Raw genomic sequence first — 23,169 nt, 5'->3', positions numbered from 1 at the left:
TTGGAAGAACCCGTGACGACATGCTCAAATACCAACACCATATCTAAAAAGCATGAAATATGCCAATATGAAATTAAGAATTGCTACTTTTTTTATATTCCTGCTTTTATTCTCAATTGCATTTCAGATTGGCGCCACGTCTCAAATCAGTGACGAAGATGCAAACGCGTTCATACAAGAGTTCCTATCAAACACACAAGAGATTACAGGCATTGAGATATTTCTAAACAATTTGCAAGCTGCCTTGCCAATGTTTGTTCCAGGGTTTGGCATCATTTGGGGGTCATATACGGCATGGTCAACTGGGATGGGTTTTGCGTCAATGGTATCAATGGCACCAGCACTAGCTGAGATTGCACCGCTTTCAATTCTGTACATGTCACCTTTTGGATTTATGGAGCTTGTCGCATATGCAATTGCAATGTCGCGTAGTCTTCACATAGTTTTGGCCTTGATAAAAAGAAAATATTTGAAGGACATGATCAAGCCCACAACAATTGAGTTTGGAATAGTGATTGGGATTTTGCTAGCTGCAGGATATCTAGAAGAATACATGATAAGTGCTGCTCAAGGTATGTAATTTGAAAAAGCAGTGTAACGTTAAGGGGATTTTCCAGCAGTGCTTATTTTTATCACATCAACTACATCATAGATGAAAATTTTTCCATCGCCAGGATTTCCAGTAAATGCATTTGCGACAAGCGAGTTTGTTATTTTATCTACCTCCTCTTCAATACAAACAATTTCAATCTTCATTTTTGGCACAAGATCATCAGACAGATAATCCTCTGAATCTCCCCCTGATCGCATCATGCCGGCCTGATCACCTCTGCCCCTTACCTCGTATGCAGTCAATCCCTTGACACCAAGTTTTGTTAATTTTGTTTTGACGTCCTGAAACTTTGTTTCACGGATAATTGCCTCTATTTTCTTCACACAAAATAAAAAACAAACTATGATAAAAAGTTCATTTATGCAGTAATCAGATTATTTTTTTTCCAGTTTCCTTTCCATGAATGGTTGTGCATTGTACCATGAATAGTTAAAGTAGTCAAAACACCATTGGTGAAACAAAGCATCATCGCTTACAAGCGCATATCCTGCATCAAGTTTTCCATCTGTATTTGGAAAGATCAGACATGACTGTTTCTCATTTAGTATCACCGCTGCACTGACAGTTTTTGTCATCATTCTTTGAATGTCACCTGCATCGATGTATTTTTTCAATTTCTTTACGGCATCATTACGAGAGTCAGAGACTATGGCCTTTTCATAAAATATGGACTTTATTTTGACACCCTGAGACAATTTCTTGTTAATTGGCTTTACAAAGTCATCAAAGTATGGAACGTCATACAATATGTTGTAGATGTACTCTTCTGCTTCCTCGTAGATGCTCTTCCAGTACTCAAACACATCAACATAACTCTTCAAGAGTTTTGATTCGAACAGCTCTCCAAATCGAGATATGAATTTTTCAGGAAGTGAATTTATGGGATGCTCCATAAAATATTTTTTGTTATCAATAACAAAGGCTAGGTTAGGCACCAACCCCAGAATCATCTGACCCAATGTAGTCAAGACAAAATTACCACTAGAGTTTTTTCTGATAAATCCGGACTTTTCCAGTCTATCCAAGTTTCTGTGTATTTCAGGCTTTGTTGCATCAATTTCTTTTGCAAGCTCAGAAAGCGTGAAAGTGTTCTGGCTAAGCAACTGAATGATCTTCAGTCTCTGCTCACTTGATACCTCAAGAAAGTACTTTGCATATGCATCAAGATTATGGTTCATTTCTAATATTGTATTAATGTAATACAAAATGTTTGTCATTCATGTCATGGAATTTACGGAATAAACCGGATAATGCTGCTTTATGGCAGAGTGAAATTGTGTGATTTGCTTGAAAACAAAGTGTTTTGATTTTTTTATGATTTCAAACATGTCGCTGCCAACTACAATCTGGTTTGGGCTGGCAATGCGGTTTATCTTAGAGCAGAGATTCACAGTGGGCCCAAAGATATCCTTGCAAGATGATGTTTTGTATTTTGCAATCATTAACGGTCCATAATCAAGACTAATCCTGTACTGTATCTGGGGAATTTTTTGTTTTTTGAAAATGTCATTTATCATCTTTGATGCGTTAAGCAGCTCCACACTACAAGACAATGCAGCAGTTGAATCCAGTTTTGGAAAATAAAACAAGATACCATCGCCAATGTTTTTGACAACTGATGCGCCATGATTTTTTATGACATAGCTTAGCACGTTGTGAAACACAGAATAGTACTGGCATGCCTGCTCTTGTGTCATCTTTGAGATAACGTTTGTAGAGTTTACCACATCTACAATTCCCACGATGCTGTTTTGATGCACATTCTCAAATGAAATCATGTTGGCATTGCTGTTCACATCCAGCATGGAATCCAACAGTTCTTCTTTTGCCTTGACCATCATGATAGTATATGGCAGGGGGAAAAGATAAGGAGGTATTAGCTTGATTGCTAATTTTTTATAGATTATGCTAATGGATGGTTATACCATAGTTTGTGCAAGTATAGTCATGCAAACAAGAATCTCTTGCGATGTATGCCAAAAAAAGTCTGCAATACTACTTTGGGATGATCGCTACAGTGGATACAGGGGAATCTGCGATAGGTGTGATGGAAACTGGCCAGAGTCATAGATGACAGAGGACTATTAATCCAGAAGCATTTTGATGAGATGCAGATCAGACTGTTATACGGATATAATAAAATAAACTTGTCATAAATTCATACAAGGCAAAAAGTATATCCAGTACACGGAGAATAGCAACATGTGGAAGACTTTGAGATCCTCTCAGTAATTGGAAGCTTGGCAACTGCAATTGCCACAATTGTCTTGGTGGTATTGTTGTGGAGGACCATCAAGCAGATGGAGGCAACAGTAGTTCTTAGCAGGATTCAGACAGAATTTAGATTCCGCCCATGGGTCGGTCCTGTAAACGGGATTAAAAGCATGGGGAAAAATTCTGACAACCAATTTCAGTTTGATGTTACAATAAGAAACTATGGCGAGCTTCCTGCAACTAATGTGAGGGCATCGTTTTGCTCTAGTGACAAAATTATGAAAAAAGAGGAACTTGAATTTGCAGAGGAAAAAAAGTTCAACCTCGGCCCGCTGCTTCCGACCATGGAAAAGCATTATTGGTTTTTTGTAGACGAGCAGGACTTTGCAAAAGCAAAGAGCTCGCAAAAAGACTTGTTCATTGCAGTATCATTTGAGTACCCAATAACAAACGGCACAAGCAGTTATGGCATGATCAGCCAGTACAATCCAGACACTGACATGTTTGTCCACAAAGACATGTGGGTTACAGGCGCAGATACCACCAAGTAACACTACCAGTCAAACTTGTATGCATCAAATGATTTGAGATTCTTTCCTTGCCAGATAATTTGCGTTGCATCCTTTAGGTACTTTATTGTCGCAGGTGGATCTGCATTCCACTTGTAGCCCAACTCTGCATCTACTTTCAGTACCCTGTTTCTAATGTCAACTCCCTTAGGAATGGAGAATTTGTATGTGAATTCCTTGCAGTCAGTTGGAACCTTGTAAAAGAACGTGCGTTCTGGCTCTTCCCAGTCATACTCTATTGTGACAAACCTCTTTCGCTGTCTTGGCTTTATCGGCTTTTTGAGCTTTACACTAAACTCCTTGTGAGTCGGCTTGTTTTCTGATAGACTCAAAATATCTGCCTCAGTTCCCTCCTCGTCATAAACTCGGACATTCATGTCTGCAAAGTCCTTTGCGACATCGCCGTCAAGATAGTAAAATATTTCGTCTTTGGGTGCGTCTGAAATATTTACCAAGTTCCATCTCCAAACATGATGTGTAAGCATAGTTTTAGGATCCAACACGTCCAGATTGATATCAATGGTGTTAAACAAAAACGCGGTCTTTGATTTTAGCGATTCCTCAAATGTCTCTGTTTTTTGAGTGATTTTTTTCTTTTTCGGGGTTTTCTTTTCTCCAAAGCCCTCACCGTAAATATTGTAGATGTTTAGCTGCTCGCCATGCTTTATCGAATAGTCCCCTATGGGGTGCATTATTTCCTTGTACTCTGGGGATAAAACTCGAACGTCTTCGGCAAACCTGGAGGAGCAGAAAATGTTTTGGTCTCCTGCCAAGTCCATCACACGTCTGGTAAGAATTATTCCAGGGCCCCAGACGTTGTCCTGGCCAGTAAGATCCTTTATTATGTAGACGGGTCCAATGTCGATTCCTATTCGAAGCAGGACCTTGTCGTCTTTTCTCTTTTTTGTCTTGTTGTATTCATTTAGAATTTTATGCAGTTGTATTGAAAGACGCAAAGGGTATTCTGGGCTGTTAGAGAATCCTATTGCCATTCCGTCTCCGGTTGGCAGGATCACAGTAGAGTTTGGATCCCTGTTTTGAAATATCTCTGTTCGCTCAATTAGCTCATTTAGCACGACAACCTTTCTTGCCTGCTCCTTTGTAGGAATTGTGGGGTTTGATCCTGCAACAATGTCTGTGAAAAACCAAAAGAACGTTCTTGTAAATTCATTGATGTCCCCAATATCATCAATGTCATGGCCCTTTAGCGAACCCAAGAGATGGTCAAGAAAATCATCAGGGCATGCATTTAAGATTTGAAAGCTTCCCATTGACAGCTTTATTGGTATTTTTAGCGACTTTTTTTTCATTTGTCTTTTTATCCACTCTTTTGTCTTGTGAGTCTGCTCCATTAATGAAAGAATTTCTGCCTGTTTTGTGACACGCTCCAGTTTTTTAGAAAGGGATGTGTCTTGTTTTTGCATTGTACATTGATTGGTACCAAAGGCTTTTCAAGATTTCTATTTGCTAAATTAGGAAAATATTATCATAAAATGAAATTATTTGATGAAATTAGTCATCTAGGCTGTGTTCTCGTATGATGCCTGCATCCTTTAGATACTTTACGCTCCTGATAAACTCCTCATCAGATATTTTATCATCTGCCCAGTATTGGGCTGTGTTTTTGAACCAGAAAGGCAGTCCCGAAAAATCAATCTTTTGGAAATTCTGTCTGTCTAGCTTCATCTTTTGCTTTACCTTTGACATCACATCTACTTTGTTTTCGTCAGAGCCATCGGCCAAGAGAAGGTCTTGCCATGTAACGTCGTCTTTGATGGGTCCATCCTTGTACAGAACGCTGTACTTTTCTTGCTGCATCTCCTGGTGCTGCACTGCTAATAATCCCAGGGCATTTGAATAGTCACCTTCTGAAATCTTGCCTGATGCCCACCACTTTGTCATTATCTTGCCCAGCTCTGCCAGTGGCTTTGAGACCTCAACGTTGTTGTTTTTGAGCTTGCTTATCCCTATTGCATCCTCATATGGAGGCATTACAGAAAAAGAGTATGCCATGGGCTCTACGTATATTTTTGTCATGATAGAACTGCACGACTCGTCATGGTATTCTCTGCACTGGTCATACTTTTCGTCATATTTGTGAACCAGGTCTTCTATGACATGAATGTCAAACTCTAAAAAGTACAAGATAAAGTGGGACAGCTCGTGTGTTAGAATCCACACAGGATCTGAATAGTAAAAGTTTGGACAGTCACAGAGAATTATTGCGTTGTTGAATTTCTTGTCAAAGCCTGAGTGCATGAACAATCCTCCCATCTTTTGAGAGTGTAGTTCCACCTCGCCGAGATTCTTTGAATACACCAGCACTAGCAAGTCAAGATCTTCAGGCATGTCGTATACTGCGTCATACTTGTAATGGTTCATGCATAACGGCTCGTACTTTGTGTTTTCAAACTGGTACAAGTCAAAGTACTTGTCTGTTATCTCGTCGTACTTTACTGCCATCTGGTAGTCATAGTTGCTGCATGACGGTGTGTCAGTGATGTAGACTAGCTGCCATTTTGTGTCCTCTGAAAAGTGGGTTGCAAACGAATCACCTATTGCAAATGTTCCTGCAACAAGAACTGCAAGTGTTGTTAGAATAATAATACTGTTCATAATATCACTCCAGTACAATTACTCCGTTTGTTACAAGCCATTCTATTGCATTTACAAAGTCCTCATCGTTAATCTGATCTTCGGCCCACCAGCCGGCGTTGTTTTTTATCCAGTCAGGAATTTCAGTTGCTGAATTCACAGCATCTGTGGTTGGCACAAACATTATCTCATTTTGTATGAGATACTGGATTCCTGCAACAAAGTTCTCATCGTCAATTTGCTCTTCGGCCCACCAGCCGGCGTTGTTTTTGACCCATAACGGGATGCTTTGGGACTTTAGCTCCTCTACCTGCACTTCCTCTGTTGCTTGCGGCAATGGATTGAACTCTGGTTCGGCCGAATCTACCTTTATGGCATCTAAGAGATAGAAATCACGTGAGAACAGGTGAGGATCCCAGCTTCGGATGATTATGTCACTTGTATCCATCGGCTTTGCAAAGACCAATTCTACCAGTACGTGTTTTTTGAATGACTCATCTTCATCCTCATCATCAGATACGGTAATTTTTGCATCTGAGAAAAAGCCATTAGGATCTACAACCTGCAGGTCCTTGCCGTCATTGTACAGAATTTGCGTATCGCTTTTGGAAATCGTATCATCAGGTCCTCTCAGATTGGTGTAAAGCGAAAAGTGCTGCACCTTTTCATCCTCATACACGACAAACTCCATAGTTACAGGAGTTTCAGTGAGCAGTGTTTGGGTCTCAAGCGTGTTTGTGAATCCGCCTGCAACAAATCCCTTGCCATTAATCATTAACGGAAAGTCAAAGTCTCCAAAAACTCCTGGCTCCATTGGAGGTATGGGTACGGCAGAGTCATGGTTTAGGACCATCTGCTCAATTTCTGTGGGAACATCAATTGCGTCTCTTGCCACAAGATCATTTAGTGAGATGGATGGTGCAGAAGTTGAGCTACCTCCACCGCCGCTTATACCACTAATTCCTGCAAGTGCGTTTACAACAAGACCTGGACTAACAAGACCGCCCCCACCACCTCCAGAGCATCCAGTATTGAATCCAATAACGTACTGACCTTCAATCGCAGAAGGTTGTGCAGTATTTGTTAGAGTTTTTGCAGAAAAGTCAATAGTAGATGCTATTTCAGTAAATGTCCCAGCAGAGCTTGTCCTGTATGCCATCTTTAGCAAGTTGGGCGGAAACAGCGCAGGATCTCCCAGTATACCATTTGCATAAGATATTGTAATTGTAATGTCAGAGGCAGTTGTTCCTGAAGAGAGTGTTAAATCAACAGGGTTAACAACTATAGTAAAGGGACAAACACCATCTGACTTTGCAGTAGAATCAATTGGAAAATCAGCCAAAGTATAGCTTAGCGGTCCTGCACCAGCAACTCCATTAAGAACTGCTGAAACTCTAGGAAATCCCAGAGATTCACCTTCAGATGATTTTGGATCAGTTAAAGAATCAGATGGATCAGGTCTATAAAACAGACTGATATCATCGCCATTAATCCATTCGAGGTTACTACTAGTAGTCGTTGCGCTGCTTAGAGTAACTGTTCCTGAAAAGAATCCAGTGCTAGGCCCTGTTTCTGTCAGGATTACATTTGCAACATTTGCACCGCTAGAGGTTGAAGTTGCACTTGATGTTATGACATCAGCTGAAAGAACATCCAAGTCAGCGTCAAGATCACTAACGTCAATTGTCAGAGTGTTTCCAGTTGCAGTACCAGAAATAGTCTGAGTCACATTTCCGTCTGAAATATCCCTAAAAGTTATAGTATTTGTTCCAGCAGACAATGATTTTGAAATGGATGCAGCGTCAACTCCGCTTGTTGTAAGTTCTATTGCCGTTAAGGTTGTAATGATAATCGATGCAAGAATAAGCGCTTTGACAGGTTTTGACAGATTTTTCATATCCAAAAAAAAAGTCATGTTAAAAAGCTCCCGAGCCACATATCATAATAAAGTATGTTCTTACTAAAAAACAATTTTATGTTGTTCATCAACATATGAAGGATGTTGGATGTTATAAGAAAAAGTAATAAAAATAGCTAAAAAGTTTCCCAGTTTACTAAAAATAAACATAAATTAAAAAACATTAGAGTTTATGGCACCAATGTAAGGAGTACAGTTGCTGGGGTTAATGATTCATCATCGATTTCTCCATTAGTGTCAAATTGAGGCACAATTACATCGATTTCTCTATCAAGTAATAAAGTTTCAATTCCATCTTCAAGTACAATTATTCTAATTGCATACCCACCAGCAGTTTCTTCAACATTAGATTTCTTGTCTTTGCCTTTTACAGAAGGATCAAGTAATGTTTTTGTGTCCCAATTAAATATGAATTGTTTTGCAACTGGATCAAATCTAAAGAATCCAGTATCTCCAGATTCTTCACTGTTTAACAATTCTCCTGAAGTAGAAACAACATCTCCACTAAATTTGAAAACCCTAGCAAAGATCTTCTTTCCTAATAATGGATCGTCCATATCGTCATTGTACTGAACTAAAATTTCAGATTCAATTCCTGGATCTGGTTCTGCCTCACCTGCAAGACCATCTCTGTCCCAACATTGAAGATCTTCAGGGTTGCAACTAAAGAGTTTGAATTTTAGTGGAATAGTGCTTCCAACTTTAAAAGAGCTACTTCCGTCACGTGAGACTGGACTAAACAGACCAGAATAGAAATCCAAATTAACTTCCATTTCTTCAATTAGTTTTTCAGTGACTTCAGCTGTTTTTCGTGGATCTGATTTAAATCCATCAAATTGGGAGCCGCCAGAACCTCTAAAGTTAAAGTTAAGATTGTTCCAATCATCATGATCAGAATACTTTTGGTTTGGTGAAGCATCACATCCGGATATGTTCAAGTTGTTTGGATCTGCATCTAGTACGATGCCTGAAGTAGTGCCATCACCATTCCAGTCCACTTTAACGACAGGGTCAGATTCGGTATAAGTACTAGCTTTTCTTACAGCAAGGTCACTACCTCCCCATACAATTGTTGAAGTAGTACCAGCGGTAAGCAATCCAATATCTTCATCCAATCCCAATTTTTCATCCATATCAGGCAGTAAACCAGAAGAATATGTTACTGGGAATGGAGTTCCAAGATAAAGAGGAGTTTGCCTTGCATAAGACATTACGCTATGATAATTGGGTTTACAGTTGATACTAGAGTCTACAATTGGCTCATTAGTTCCAGATTTAATGTCAATGGTTGGTCCACCATGTGCAAGACCAAAGTTGTGACCAATTTCATGCAAGAACGTTCCTGCAAATTCCCATCTAGAACCTACAGTGTTTTTATTTCCATTTTCATCAGTTGTTGGCAATCCTTCTTCAGCTACACTAAAGTTACATCCTAGTGAGATGATAAAGTCGTTACCATTTAATTCAGCTACTCCCGAAGGACCACAATCGCCAATACTGTGAGCAATTATACCATAGTGGAATGCTTGAGCCTTTGCATTTAATAATTCAGTTGAGATTGTTGGTGAGCTTTTATAACTATCAAATCCTGTAATTGTTGCGCCATTTGTAGTAAAGGGTAATTTTAAGAAGCCAACATCAAAACCAGCATCTGCTCCAAGTAGATTTACTGCAGTATATGGAGCTTTTACTGTAAAGACGAATGTTTTTCCAGTAGGATCCGAAAAGTCAGGCGTTACATCTTTTTGGAAGAATCTACCAGCACCAATGTTTAATTTTGATCCGTCAGGTGAACCTTCTCTAGTTGGAGTTTGGAGGACAATTCCAGGAGTATCAGTATCAAATGTGATTTTAGCTTGGGCAGTGATAAGACCTCTAGTATTTACAAGAGTTGTATCGGTGGGAGATGTTAATGTCATTCCATCCCATGTTACCTCATATGTGTTGGTACCTGTAGATGGTACAGTAATAGTATGACCAGTTAATACAGGATGTTCCCCAGCAGTACCAAAGTATCTAGACTTTATAGAGTTAAAATCATTTGTAGCATCATCGTCATTATCTGTCCAAACATTTAGATCGGAAACATGTTCAATTTCTTCATCAAGTTGGATATGGAAGTTAATACCAGTAGCAGTTTCACCAGGCATTGTTACTGCAGGAGATCTTGAGAATGCAAGAATAATATCTCTCATCGACAAGTCAGAGGGTTTGTGTCCTTTCATATAATCAAGCTCAATGTAAACATCTTTCTTTAGAATTTGTGGTCCGGCAATTGGACTAGTTTCTGCAATTGGGAGAAGATATGTTGTTGGAAAGTCCCATTGATCATTTACTCCTCCACCTAGTTTGTAACTGATTCCACCATTAAACTCCCAAACATCACAAAGACTGTCAGTATCAGTATCAGCACCACATGAAGCTGCGGTAAAACCAGTTCCAGCATCTGGAGCAATGGAAGTATTAATGCCGCCTACACCCCAACTTTGGAATATTGTATCAAAGAGTCGGTCTGGAGATTCAGATGGTAAATATTCAGGAGTTTCTTCAAAGACTGCTTTGACGGTTAAGTCTTCAGATTCTTCATTTGCAGTAATTGTAATGTTGCTGAATGATCCTGAGACAAATGTAACTTTACCATTTTTGAATACAAGTTGTTCATCTGGAACATTAGTTAATTCAAAATCAAAGAAAATTGGCGGATCACCAGCTGAATCAGACAATCTTATTGCAGAAATTTCAATAAATGTATCACCGTCTTCAATTGTAAACTCTTTTAGTACAATATTAGATATTCCTGATGATTGAGAAATAAGTTGTGTAGCATAATCAGGAGTAAGTGGCATTAGCTCAGGTGGAATTTCTTGATCAACACCGTCCACTATTACATCAAATGGTTCACCCACATTTGGAGTTACTGTAAATATGGCTTGATCATTTAGTTTAAGATTTCTTATATCCAGTGTTACACCAATTGCACCATCAGGAATGGTCAAATTACCATTTTGGGTTAGTTTTAGGATTTTAATTCCATATGGTGTTACATCAAATGAGCCATTAGGATCAGTTACCGTTACACCTCCAAGAGTTACTGAAAGTTCTAATCCACCTGTTTCTTCATCAAGTCCAGTTCCTTGAAGTTTAACTGTTTTACCTGCAAAAGATCCAGTATCAAAGTTTACAAAATTATCAGGATTTCCAAGCGCTACCAAGATTGTAGGATCATCTTTTAAAACTCTGTCATTATCAGATACAAATCCTGATGGAGTGTAAGAGGTTCCCCCCACTAGATCAATTAAAGGATCTAAGGATGTAGTTGTAGAGTGTTTATCAAGAATTATAGAATCAGTTTGGTCTTGTGAACCAAGATAAGCTGCAGTAGGTGCAAATGTTGCTATAACATTTTGGGCTGTGATACCATCAGCATCTGCTGCTTCTCCTGCTTGAAGTGCAACTTCCCCAGTTGTTGCAGTGCCAGTGATTATTGCGGTAGTTGTACTATGAGATTGTACATCTTCACCTGCAACACCCAATCCCGAATAGGTAAATGTCTTCAGTCCTAATTCAGAACCAGTATCAGAGTTTACAGTGCCTGCAAGGACAGCATCAGTATCTGTTATCACGGTTGTAGCGTGGAAAACATGATCCCATAAAACAGAATCTTCTGTAACAGTAGTTACAGTCGTAGTTGTATGTGGATCTAGTGTAATTTGTGTAGTGTTAGAAGAGCCAAGATAGAATTGATCCTCATCAAATTCAGAAACAATATCTTGTAGACCAGCATCAACTGCCTTTCCTGCTTGCAATGTTATAACACCAGTATTACCTCCCAGTGTGGTAGTCTTGTCTTGAAGTGCATCTCTTTCACCTGCAACACCTAAACCAGAATAGTGGATGGTCTTTCCATCTACACCAACAGCAGCGTCAATATCATTCAGTTGAGAGCTAGCACCAAAGTCATGATCCCATTTTGTATTGGCATCGTTAGTCGTAGCAAGCTCTGTTGTATGTTTTTGAACAGAAACTTGAGCATTGGTATTACTTGTAAAAGTAGAGCCAGTCATGGTTACTGTAATTGGTTCAGGTAAAAGATATTCTCCTGTGGCAACGCCAGGTCCTGCATAGTTATGAGTAAATTCGAACCTTGCACCATCGTCCTCATTTCCTGCCAATGCCAGAATTGTTGCAGTATCAAGAGTGTCACTACCAGGATCATTTGTACCCCAATCAGCAGTCAAAGCTGTTACATCAGTTGGTGTTTGATAACCAAATATCGTACCTCTGATTGTTACGAGATCAGGGCTTCCCCACAAGGCATCAACGTTTGTTGTGCCTACACCATCAGGAGAAACTGCACTGCATGTCTCTGTATTTTCAGTTGAGACGCCAGTGACACAAATCTCAGTTATAGTAACTTCTGCAATAGAAATTGTAAAGTCAGTATCAGAATTTGTGTTACCTGCAAGGTCAGTTGCATTACAAGTTACATTGGTGATTCCTTTACTAAATGAACCATCAGTAGTAGATACTGTAGAATTTGCATCATCATCAGTACATGAAGAAGATGCAACTCCTGAAAGTGCATCAGAAACTGCATAATCAGTATAATCAACAGGAGTCAGTGCTGCATCCTGTGTAATTGCCTCTGTCCTTTGTGTAGAAGGAGCAGTTAGTACTACAGGTGCAGTCAAGTCTATGTTGATATCATTAATGGTTGCAGATGCAGAGTTTCCTGCCAAGTCAGTAACAGAGCCGGTTGCAGATTGAGATGCGCCTTCGCCAGACAAGATATCATCACCATCGTCTGATGCTGCTGCATCAATTCCGGATAATGCGTCACTTGTTGTATAAGTTACAGTAACTGTACTGTTGTTCCAGCCGTTTGCGTTTGCCTCACTGCCAAGTGCTCTTGCAGCTGTGATTATTGGTGCTGTCAAGTCTATGTTGATATCATTAATGGTTGCAGATGCAGAGTTTCCTGCCAAGTCAGTAACAGAGCCGGTTGCAGATTGAGATGCGCCTTCGCCAGACAAGATATCATCACCATCGTCTGATGCTGCTGCATCAATTCCGGATAATGCGTCACTTGTTGTATAAGTTACAGTAACTGTACTGTTGTTCCAGCCGTTTGCGTTTGCCTCACTGCCAAGTGCTCTTGCAGCTGTGATTATTGGTGCTGTCAAGTCTATGTTGATATCATTAATGGTTGCAGATGCAGAGTTTCCTGCCAAGTCAGTAACAGAGCCGGTTGCAGATTGAGATGCGCCTTCGCCAGACAAGATATCATCACCATCGTCTGATGCTGCTGCATCAATTCCGGATAATGCGTCACTTGTTGTATAAGTTACAGTAACTGTACTGTTGTTCCAGCCGTTTGCGTTTGCCTCACTGCCAAGTGCTCTTGCAGCTGTGATTATTGGTGCTGTCAAGTCTATGTTGATATCATTAATGGTTGCAGATGCAGAGTTTCCTGCATTATCAACACAGATGCCGGTTGCAGATTGAGATGCGCCTTCAGTTGAGATAACGTCATCAGAAAGATCAGAGGCTGTTACGTCAACTCCTGAATCAGCATCAGTACAAGTGTAAGTTACAGTAACTGTACTGTTGTTCCAGCCGTTTGCGTTTGCCTCACTGCCAAGTGCTCTTGCAGCTGTGATTATTGGGGGAGTTGTATCAGGAGAAGCTGCAGCTACAATGTTAAAGAAAAATCCTTCGGATTGATTATGGGAAGGATCGCCACCTGGAACATCAGCATCTTGCCATACACAACCTACCAAATATCTCTGAATTGAGAATTTGGAGGTGTCAGATATATCAAAAGTATGAGAGATAGTACTTGGACCAGTAGTAATATCAAAAGTCTGAGTGGCAAAAACGCTTCTAGGAGAGTCTCTTAAAATTTGCAGTCTAGCATCTAATCCAGCTACTGTATTTGGAATATCACATGAAACAAAAATTCCAGCAGGGTCTCCAATTTCAATTTCAGTAGATATGCTACCAGTAGAACCAAAATCAGTAATTACAGGAATAACATGTGCAGCATATACTTGATTGGAAGAAAATCCGCTAATAACTAAAACAAACAATATTGAAATCCCCAATAGAGAAAATTTAGAAAGCATTTGTTGTTTACCCATTTTTTGTTGATTCATCAAGGTACAGATACCTCCTCTTGTAAAATTCCTATTCCAACACCTAATGGACACGTAGGATCTGGAACAATATCAAATGAAATTGCTTTTAGCGGATCCATAAAAGTAGACAGTTCACTTTCGCGAACATTTACTCTGAGTGAATCTTTTTGAATAATGACTCCTGCATGGATGTCATCAGTAATTGTGGTTATACAGTGCGTCACACTAGCAGGAATTGCTACTGGCTCATAGGAGATGTTGTGAGTGTGCCAACCATTAGGATTTTGCTTAGAGTCCTTAACACCATTATGAGTTGTTACAACATATGCGCTTGAATCATCTTCATATACCCAACCAAAGCCTGCATATACATTACGTTCAACATTAGGAATATTTGAAATTGTTTTTAGAGATAATGCATTATTGTTGCCATTTTTTGTAACCTCTACACTTGCTGGTTGAATTGTTTGCCAATCACCATCTGCTATTGCAGGAGAAACTATCTCAAAATTAGAAGCAGAAACAAATGCAAATGAAAACAACATAATTACAAATACAGGTAATGCAAAAATAGTAAATTTGTATTTGCCCCCTATCATGCCTGCATATTTTCATAAATGATTACGTTATAAACATGATCATTGTAAGAAAAAATCATGTTAAAAAAAAATGTGACAAACGATGATCGGATCAATTTTTAAAAATTTCAGATGTAATTTTAAAAATGTTTTATGTTGGAAAATTCAAAAAGGCAATTAGAGGGTAGAAAAATTATGAAAGACTTAGGTGTGAATTGCCGCCAATGCTAATATTACTTGAGATTAAAGAAAACCCTAGAAAATGTTCTTCCCGTTAGTCGAATTGTGGAAAAAAAGAAGTCTCATAGCTCATTTTTCTGTATTAAACCTCAAACTCCGATTTAAGGGGACATATCTGGGATTGTTTTGGGCAGCTTTAGAGCCATTATTCATTTTTAGTATTTTGTTTACTGTAATTACAACAATCAGAGAGGTCAAGCAAGAAGATTTTGCAATATATCTGATTGTAGGGGTTTTGTTTTATCATTTGTTTACAAGAGGGACCATAGGAGGACTGCAAAGTCTGGTAAACAATACAAATATCTTAAAGTCAATAAAAATCGAAAAAGAGATCTTTCCAGTAATTGCCACTGGGACAATTTTTATTTTTATGCTAGTTGAATTGTTGGATTTATTTTTGCTAATGCCGATATTTTCTTTTGTGCCTACATGGACAACAATATTACTTATTCCGCTTCTTGCATTGTTTTTGGTTTTGATTTTGGGTGTATCATATTACCTCTCAATTTTTAATGTTTTCATAAGAGATGTCCAGCAAATTTGGAGTGTTTTGGTTTATGCGTTGTTATTTATTTCGCCAATTTTTTGGTATGTCTCTGATGTGGATGGAATATTATTAAGCATACACCAGGTTAATCCACTTGGTCAATTAATTGAACTTGCACACAAGGTAATTGTTTTTGGCGAGGTTGGAAGCATTTCAGAATGGGCATATGCCTTAGCTCTTGTTTTGGGAATATTTTTTTCTGGGTTTGTTTTGTTTAAGAAATTTGAAAATAAAGTGGTAGAAAAACTATGAATGAAGAAGCAATAAGGTTTGAAAATGTTTCAAAGACTTTTCCATTAGTTAGAAAATTTAGAAAGAGCGGTTCGTGGCACAAAAGCGGTAAAGAGGAAAAAGAAAACAAGTTCATTGTGTTTGAAAATGCAACATTTACCATTAACAAGGGTGAAACAATAGGTCTGATTGGTCTTAACGGTGTTGGTAAAACTACAATGCTCAGACTTATTGCCGGAATATATCAACCAGATTCAGGAACAATTTCAACTAAAGGCGAAATAGCGCCATTATTAGAGATTGGAACAGGTTTTAATGGAGAATTAAATGCAGATGAAAATATTATTGCATATGGTATGCTATTGGGAATAAAAAAATCAGAGATAAAGAACAAAGTAGATAATATTTTAAAATTTACAGGATTGGAGGATTTTAAGTATATGAAATTAAAAAATTTCTCAACTGGAATGAAGGCCAAACTAGGTTATGCTACGGCCATTGAGGTAAATCCAGATGTGCTGTTAATTGACGAGGTTCTTTCAGTTGGAGATGCTACATTTAGAAAAAAAGGCCTAGAAACATTTTTGGAATTTAAAAAGAAGCAAAAAACAATTGTGTTTACATCACATAATTTAAACATGATAAAGGAAATGTCAGACAGAGTAATTTTGATCAACAATAAAAGGATATCTGCATTTGGGAAACCACAGGAAGTAATTCCAAAATATAAGAGAATTATCGAAAGTCATGAAGAAAAAGTTATGAAAAATATCAATAACAATACAAATTCAATGAATAACGAAGAAGATTAATCTAAAAGAAGAGAGAATTAGTTGAAAATGAAAATTCAATTGAATGGAAACAGCATATTATACTTCCTTCACATACCAAAGGCTGCAGGAACAACTTTGATTTCAATATTGGATGGGTATTTTGATAGGAAAAAAGTGTTGGGAATTCATGCATGGAAATACCTGCTTCCAAAAATGCCTCTGGATTTTTCAAGGTTTAGATTTGTCAGAGGCCATTACGGGTATGGCTTTTACAGGCTGTTGCCAAAAAAACCAATCTACATTACAATGTTAAGAGATCCTAGTGAGTTAATCATTTCATCATACAAGATGATACAGAGACAAAAACAAGAATCTGAAAGATATCTAGTAAACAAAGATGTATCAATTTCAGATCTAATTATACATAGTAAAAACATAGAATACATGAATAATCCACAAACACATTGGTTAGGGGTTGATCAGGATGTACTGGAATTATCAAAAGACATGGATCTTGAGGAGTTGTCAGATTTTCAGCCCGAAGAACACCCGTCATTCCATTCTCCAAGCATATCAGACCAGGAATTGCTAGATACTGCAAAGAAACACCTATCAGAATTTGCTTTTGTAGGAGTTGTAGAAAAGTTTGAAGAGTCATTGTTTTTGCTTCATTACATGTTTGGTTGGCCACCAATCAGAAACACAGTAAAGAAAAATGTTGCACCAGAGCACAAGACATCAGATGATTTGACAGAAGGTGCAAAGAAGAAGCTGGAGGAATGGACCAAGCTTGATCAGGAGCTATACAAATATGGCAATAAAATATTTGAAGAACACTACTCCAAAATGGTTTCAAATCTCAAAGAAAAATACTGGAAGTCAGAATACGGCAACATGGAAACTAACGAAGCAATATTTGAGATGTTAAAGGAACATCATAAGGAAATAAGCACAAGAAATGGATAATAATCATAAAAACGAACGGATACAAAAGGAAGTTTTCAAGATATATTTTGATTGTTTAAAAATTAAACCAGAAGAACACGCACTAAAAGTATATTGTAATAAAATTAAGAGAAAAGAAATTACTCTAGAAAATTTAAGGACAGTGTTACAACCAGAAGCATTAAATGAATATAACGAAAGAAAAGAAAATTTTGATATAAATTTTTTTGAGAAAACAATTTACTCACAGAATGGCGAAGATGGAATAATTGAATTTATTTTTTCTCAAATAGGGACAACTAACAAATTCTTTGTAGAGTTTGGAGTAAATGATGGAACGATATGTAATACAAGATATTTGTTTGAAAAAAATAAGTGGGATGGACTTATGATGGACGATCTTCCAGAAAATCAACCTCACATTAAAAAAGAATTCATAACTGCAGAAAACATTAATCAATTATTTGAAAAGTATAAGGTTCCAAAACATTTTGATTTGTTATCCATAGATGTAGATTATAATGATTATTGGGTATGGAAAGCAATTACTGGTTATTATCCTAGAGTAGTAATAATAGAATACAATTCAAGTATTCCTCCTAATGAGAGTAAAACCGTACCATATAGCGCAACCACAAAATGGGATAAAAATAACAAAACAAATTATTTCGGAGCAAGTTTATTAGCTTTAAAAAAATTAGGATTTCAAAAAGGATATACATTAGTTGGATGTGATTCAAGAGGAATAAATGCATTTTTTATAAAAAATGAATTAACAAAAGGGAGAAAAATAGAAAAGGACATAAAAAAAATTTACAGACCACCCAAATATGGAGTAAGAATAAACGGAATACTGGCAGGGCACCCTCCAAGTTCTAATAAGATGATCAATGTTTGAAAATATTTAGAAACCAAAATACAAATAAGTTCAAACAAAACTTGTACAAATATGGAAATCAAATCATCGTGTAATCTTAAACATGGTTTAGAAGAGAATGAAATTTTACATTTTCTTCACATACCAAAGGCTGCAGGAACAACTTTGATTTCAATATTGGATGGGTATTTTGATAAAGAGGAGGTTCTAAGATTACATGCATGGAAATACCTGCTTCCAAAAATGCCTCTGGATTTTTCAAAGTTTAGATTTGTGAGAGGACATTATGGGTACGGCTTTTACAGATTATTGCCAAAAAAACCAATCAATATCACATTACTAAGGGATCCAACAGATATTATTTTATCATCATACAAAATGATTCAGAGACAACCTGAGGAAGCAAAGAGGTACTCCATTCCTCAAGACAAAACCATTTCAGAATTAATTACTGATCCAAAAATTGAGGGATTGGTAGATACACAGACACATTGGTTAGCAATAGATCTTGATGTATTGGAATTGTCAAAAGACATGGATCTTGAAGAATTGTCAGAATACCAACCTGAGGAACACAATTACTTCAAACACCCAAACATGTCAGACCAGGAATTGCTAGATACTGCAAAGAAACACCTATCAGAATTTGCTTTTGTAGGAGTTGTAGAAAAGTTTGAAGAGTCATTGTTTTTGCTTCATTACATGTTTGGTTGGCCACCAATCAGAAACACAGTAAAGAAAAATGTTGCACCAGAGCACAAGACATCAGATGATTTGACAGAAGGTGCAAAGAAGAAGCTGGAGGAATGGACCAAGCTTGATCAGGAGCTATACAAATATGGCAATAAAATATTTGAAGAACACTACTCCAAAATGGTTTCAAATCTCAAAGAAAAATACTGGAAGTCAGAATACGGCAACATGGAAACTAACGAAGCAATATTTGAGATGTTAAAGGAACACCATGAAGATCATTTTGGGAAAGATGCATCAAAGCCATCACTGAAATCAAGAATAAGAGGATTAATTTCCAGTTAGATTCAAGATATAAAATTAATTTTTTCGCTTTTTAGCTATGATGTAAGAATCATCACCAGAAGTAATTGCATCCCAGAAAAAGTATTCACCTTTAAGCCATCTTTCCCATCTAGAAATATCTTCATTAACCATGATTTTTACTAATTCTGAAAATTTAGTTTTAGGTTTCCAGTTAAGTTTCTTCTTTGCTTTTGAATAGTCTCCTTGAAGATATTGTACATCAAGAGGCCTGAAATTTGATTTAGTGGATTTGATTTTCTTAGAAGAAACACCTGCTGCTTTGCATGCCTCTAAGACAAATTCCTTTACAGAATGAGAATCATTTGTGGCCAAAACATAATCTTCGGGTTTTTTTTGTTGTACCATTTTCCATATCCCTTCAACATATTCAGGTGCATATCCCCAATCACGTTTTGCATCAAGATTTCCTAATTTTAGATCATTTGCAAGACCAAGATGTATTTTAGCAACACCGTTAGAAATTTTTCGCGTGACAAACTCCAATCCCCTAATAGGAGATTCATGGTTAAACAAAATTCCGTTTGTTGCATGAATTCCATATGCTTTTCTATACATATCTACAGTCCAATAACCGTAAACTTTTGCTAGTGCATAGGGACTTGCAGGATGGAATGGTGAATTTTCATTTTTTGGTTTGTTGATTGAATCTCCAAACATCTCACTAGAGGCTGCATGATAAAATTTTATTTTATCATTGAATTTTTTTATTTCTTCAAGCATTCTAAGAACACCAAATCCAGTAATATCACTAGTTTGTAATGGTTGATCAAATGAAGCACCTACAAAGCTTTGTGCAGATAAGTGATAAACTTCATCTGGATCAGTTTTAACCAAAGTTTCATACAATGATTTTGAATCTCGAACATCAGCAGGAATTAGAACTACTTTGTCATAAATATCCAAATAATGCAGTCTCCAAAAATTAGGAGTGGATAATCTACGATAAGTGCCAGACACTTTGTAGTTTTTTTTCAAGAGTAATTGTGCCAGATATGCTCCATCTTGGCCTGTAATTCCGGTTATTAATGCACGTTTCATGTCTTTTAAGAACAGTAAAAAATTCAATTAAAAATATCTTTTTAAAAAGTACAAAAACATGCAATTGTGAGAGTTTTGAGTAATTATCTGATATCCGGACATAGTGGTTTTATAGGTACCAATCTAGTGTCGGAGTTAGAAAAGAAAAACGAGATAACAGGAGTATCATCTGCAAGAAATAAAAATCAAAAAATAGTTCAGATAAAAAACGACATTCTAAAAATAAATCCATCAGTCATGAATAAAAAATTTTCTGACATTATTCATTTAGCTGCATTAACAGATGTGGAAATGTGTCAAAAGGATCCTGTAAAATGTTTTGCAATAAACATAGAAGGGACTAAGAACATGCTAGATATTGCACGCAAATGTGATTCAAAGTTTGTCTTTATGAGCACTAGTCACGTTTATGGTGTTCCAAATACCACCCCAATAAAAGAAGAAAATCCAACAAGAGGATTATCAGTTTATGCTCAAAGTAAGATAGGAGGAGAAGTTTTGTGTAAACATTATGCTAATAATTACGGTATGGATGTATCTGTTATACGTTTATTTTCTGTATATGGTCCTAGCAGTCCAAAACACATAGTTACAACAAAAATAATTTCTCAAATTCTTGACAAAAAAAACATAATTTTAGGGAACATAAGACCAAAGAGAGATTTTGTTTTCATTGAGGATGTAATAAATGCGATAAAGATAGTTTTGGAAAAAAATCATGGGTTTAACATATACAATGTAGGAAGCGGTAAAAGCTACTCAATTAAAGAAGTAGTACAAATCCTGCAAAAAATTTCTGGAGTTGAAACCAAAATTATTTCAAGCAGTTCTAAAAAAAGAAAAAACGAGATAAACAATATGGTTGCAGACATACATAAAATCAAAAAGATCGGATGGAAACCAAATACAAGTTTGTATGAGGGTTTGGCATTGACATACAATTGGTTCAAAAACAAAAAAAATTAATCTTAAAGTTTATTTGAATTTTTATAGTTGATGAAGTGTGAAGATCTTAGCAGTAATCCAAAGATATCATCCTGCAATAGGAGGTTCTGAAAATCTTGCAAAAGAATTTCTTGATCATCTTTCCATAAACAATAACGTTAAAGTTATCACAACCAATGCAAAAGAAATCCAATCGTTTTGGTATAAAGATACACCAAAAATTGAAAAAAGAGCCAATGACGAATATGAAATAAAAAGATGCAATTTTGAGATGCCATCAGAAATAAAATATGAACCGGATGAGAAATTATCCATTATGCATAGCTATCCAGGTCCATTCTCATCAGAATTATGGCAAGAATTAGTAGTAAAAAAACCAAATGCAGATTTGATTTATGCAACATCATTTCCACATAACCATATCATTCCTGCATATATTGCATCAAAAAAATACCAAATACCATTAATTATAATGCCCTTAATACATCAAGAATTTCCTGAGATGTATTTATCTGCCATACCACTGACAATTTTAAAAAATTCTGATGCGATATTTGTTTTGACAAAATCTGAAAAAGAATTAATTGAAAAATTTGGAATAAAAAAAGAGAAAATATCCATAATAAAACCAATATTGCAAATAGAACAAGACATTAAACCAGTAGAAAATAAACAAGATGGAAAAAAGAAAATAGTGTTTATCGGATCTAAATCGGAAGTGAAAGGAATATTTTTTCTAATGGATGCTGTGAAAAATATTTTGGAACAAACAGATGATGTTGAATTAGTGATAATAGGGCCTGAGACAAAAGAATTTGATCAGTATTTCAAAAAAATACCAAAAAAAATCAAAAACAAAATCATAAACAAAGGAGTAGTCAGTACAAAGGAGAAATACAAAATAATTTCATCGTGTGAATTTTTAGTTGTTCCATCAAAGAGTGAATCATTTGGATTGGTTTATTTGGAATCATGGATTTGCTCAAAACCGGTCATAGGGTGTGACATACATCCAGTTTCAGACATAATAGAACATGAAAAAGATGGGTTATTGGTAAATTTTGGCAATTATGAGGAATTAAGATCTTCAATAACTGAATTACTGAATAATACAGAAAAATGCAAGTTGTTAGGAAAAAATGGATTCCTCAAAGCTAAAAGATACAATGCAGGTAACAGTTTAGAATTATTTGAAAAGAAGTGTAACGAAGTCATTCAGGAGTTTCAGAAAAAACACTAAGTTGTCGAATACAAATACCAAGAGGTATTGATTGCGGCGTATTTAGTACAACATTTGGAAACCACAATTTATCAGTAACAACAGATATTTCAATAGGCGATTCAACACAATCATTTGAGTTCAAACTGAAATCTACTGTTCTAGTAGATAGTTTTTGAAAATCAATTTGTTTGTTTGAAACGCCATCGAAACTTACTGTTACAGATAATGGAGCTATGCTAAAGAAAGTCATTTGTATTTTGTTTATGCGGTTAGGAATTATGGGCATAAAAAAGGTAGATTTTCCTGTTGTCCATAGACCACGTATTGGCTTTTCAACAAAAATTGTATTTTGCCCTATTTGTATAGAAGAGTCACGTTTATCAAAATTCAGTGAATTTTCTAATTTTTGGGTTTGCAGAAAAGTTTTGACATTTTTTTGTAAAAGTAAATCAATTAATTCATAGTCCTGTTCAGAAAGAGATTTTGTTAATTGCTCAATACGATTATTTTGGCTAGCGATAAGATGGTAAATTTTCATGGTTTTGATTCCATGCAAGAGATTTCTATAGTATGATAGTAAAAGAAACAGATCCTTAATTTTCTCCTGAAGATTTTTTTTACTCTTCAAAAATTCCATTACAACTTTATACATGTATAAAAACCGATTT

Annotated in this window: 19 protein-coding genes; 9 read left to right on the top strand and 10 right to left on the bottom strand. The window is 36.6% G+C overall.

The features are described from left to right. The first annotated feature begins 52 nt into the window (after window positions 1-52). Complete coding sequence (locus NsoK4_RS00525; protein ID WP_249111078.1) at window positions 53-580, top strand: stage II sporulation protein M; 528 nt, start codon at window positions 53-55, stop codon at window positions 578-580. Window positions 581-600: 20 nt separating this feature from the next. Here NsoK4_RS00525 and NsoK4_RS00520 read toward each other — a convergent pair whose 3' ends face one another. From NsoK4_RS00520 to NsoK4_RS00510, 3 genes are read right to left on the bottom strand one after another with little or no spacing between them, the layout of a single operon-like run. Continuing rightward, the gene (locus tag NsoK4_RS00520) at window positions 601-936 is read right to left on the bottom strand and encodes a P-II family nitrogen regulator (RefSeq protein ID WP_211687468.1); all 336 of its coding nucleotides are present in this window, start codon (window positions 934-936) and stop codon (window positions 601-603) included. A gap of 51 nt (window positions 937-987) precedes the next feature. Beyond that, window positions 988-1,791, bottom strand: a complete 804-nt coding sequence (locus NsoK4_RS00515; protein ID WP_211687467.1) for a winged helix-turn-helix domain-containing protein — start codon at window positions 1,789-1,791, stop codon at window positions 988-990. A gap of 39 nt (window positions 1,792-1,830) precedes the next feature. Continuing rightward, entirely contained in the window at window positions 1,831-2,454 is a 624-nt protein-coding gene (locus tag NsoK4_RS00510; RefSeq protein ID WP_249111077.1) for an adenylate/guanylate cyclase domain-containing protein, read from the bottom strand. Between the two features lie 363 nt (window positions 2,455-2,817). Here NsoK4_RS00510 and NsoK4_RS00505 point away from each other — a divergent pair, with 363 nt between their 5' ends. Next, window positions 2,818-3,378: a hypothetical protein gene (locus tag NsoK4_RS00505; protein WP_211687466.1), complete on the top strand. Its 561-nt coding sequence runs from the start codon at window positions 2,818-2,820 to the stop codon at window positions 3,376-3,378. Window positions 3,379-3,380: 2 nt separating this feature from the next. Here NsoK4_RS00505 and NsoK4_RS00500 read toward each other — a convergent pair whose 3' ends face one another. The 5 genes from NsoK4_RS00500 to NsoK4_RS00480 form a co-directional block, all read right to left on the bottom strand. Next, window positions 3,381-4,820, bottom strand: coding sequence for a hypothetical protein (locus NsoK4_RS00500; protein WP_211687465.1), 1,440 nt, complete (start codon window positions 4,818-4,820; stop codon window positions 3,381-3,383). Between the two features lie 88 nt (window positions 4,821-4,908). Continuing rightward, entirely contained in the window at window positions 4,909-6,012 is a 1,104-nt protein-coding gene (locus tag NsoK4_RS00495) for a hypothetical protein (RefSeq protein ID WP_211687464.1), read from the bottom strand. A 4-nt stretch (window positions 6,013-6,016) separates the two neighbouring features. Next, window positions 6,017-7,906 carry a hypothetical protein gene (locus NsoK4_RS00490; RefSeq protein WP_211687463.1) on the bottom strand — a complete coding sequence of 630 codons (1,890 nt, stop codon included), beginning with the start codon at window positions 7,904-7,906 and terminating at the stop codon, window positions 6,017-6,019. Window positions 7,907-8,079: 173 nt separating this feature from the next. Continuing rightward, entirely contained in the window at window positions 8,080-14,064 is a 5,985-nt protein-coding gene (locus tag NsoK4_RS00485; RefSeq protein WP_211687462.1) for a hypothetical protein, read from the bottom strand. Next, window positions 14,064-14,645, bottom strand: coding sequence for a hypothetical protein (locus NsoK4_RS00480; RefSeq protein WP_211687461.1), 582 nt, complete (start codon window positions 14,643-14,645; stop codon window positions 14,064-14,066). The genes NsoK4_RS00485 and NsoK4_RS00480 overlap by 1 nt, the downstream gene beginning before the upstream one ends. A 241-nt stretch (window positions 14,646-14,886) precedes the next feature. Between NsoK4_RS00480 and NsoK4_RS00475 the strand changes: the two genes are divergently transcribed. The 5 genes from NsoK4_RS00475 to NsoK4_RS00455 are packed head-to-tail and all read left to right on the top strand — an operon-like array spanning window position 14,887 to window position 19,275. Further along, a complete protein-coding gene (locus NsoK4_RS00475) occupies window positions 14,887-15,663 on the top strand; it encodes an ABC transporter permease (RefSeq protein WP_211687460.1) in 777 nt (258 codons plus the stop codon). Next, entirely contained in the window at window positions 15,660-16,454 is a 795-nt protein-coding gene (locus NsoK4_RS00470) for an ABC transporter ATP-binding protein (protein WP_211687459.1), read from the top strand. Before NsoK4_RS00475 ends, NsoK4_RS00470 begins: the two co-directional genes overlap by 4 nt. Window positions 16,455-16,481: 27 nt before the next feature. Beyond that, on the top strand, window positions 16,482-17,381 hold the full coding sequence (locus NsoK4_RS00465) for a sulfotransferase family 2 domain-containing protein (RefSeq protein WP_211687458.1): 900 nt from the start codon (window positions 16,482-16,484) through the stop codon (window positions 17,379-17,381). After that, on the top strand, window positions 17,374-18,258 hold the full coding sequence (locus NsoK4_RS00460) for a hypothetical protein (protein ID WP_211687457.1): 885 nt from the start codon (window positions 17,374-17,376) through the stop codon (window positions 18,256-18,258). Before NsoK4_RS00465 ends, NsoK4_RS00460 begins: the two co-directional genes overlap by 8 nt. A 51-nt stretch (window positions 18,259-18,309) precedes the next feature. Continuing rightward, a complete protein-coding gene (locus tag NsoK4_RS00455; RefSeq protein ID WP_211687456.1) occupies window positions 18,310-19,275 on the top strand; it encodes a sulfotransferase family 2 domain-containing protein in 966 nt (321 codons plus the stop codon). 15 nt (window positions 19,276-19,290) lie between these two features. On the opposite strand, the gene NsoK4_RS00450 is transcribed toward NsoK4_RS00455, so the two are convergent. Then, entirely contained in the window at window positions 19,291-20,334 is a 1,044-nt protein-coding gene (locus NsoK4_RS00450; RefSeq protein WP_211687455.1) for a GDP-mannose 4,6-dehydratase, read from the bottom strand. A gap of 126 nt (window positions 20,335-20,460) precedes the next feature. Between NsoK4_RS00450 and NsoK4_RS00445 the strand changes: the two genes are divergently transcribed. Then, on the top strand, window positions 20,461-21,300 hold the full coding sequence (locus tag NsoK4_RS00445) for an NAD(P)-dependent oxidoreductase (protein WP_211687454.1): 840 nt from the start codon (window positions 20,461-20,463) through the stop codon (window positions 21,298-21,300). A gap of 37 nt (window positions 21,301-21,337) precedes the next feature. Further along, entirely contained in the window at window positions 21,338-22,519 is a 1,182-nt protein-coding gene (locus NsoK4_RS00440) for a glycosyltransferase family 4 protein (protein ID WP_211687453.1), read from the top strand. Here the strand turns inward: NsoK4_RS00440 and NsoK4_RS00435 are convergent. Beyond that, window positions 22,491-23,153: a hypothetical protein gene (locus NsoK4_RS00435; RefSeq protein WP_211687452.1), complete on the bottom strand. Its 663-nt coding sequence runs from the start codon at window positions 23,151-23,153 to the stop codon at window positions 22,491-22,493. The two genes, NsoK4_RS00440 and NsoK4_RS00435, sit on opposite strands and share 29 nt — an antisense overlap. Window positions 23,154-23,169: the final 16 nt, after the last annotated feature.

This window comes from Nitrosopumilus sp. K4, assembly GCF_018128925.1.
In the GTDB taxonomy this organism is placed as follows: Archaea; Thermoproteota; Nitrososphaeria; order Nitrososphaerales; family Nitrosopumilaceae; genus HKST03.
The sequence above is the reverse complement of the archived record's forward strand: the minus strand, read 5'-3'. Positions and strand labels throughout refer to the sequence as shown.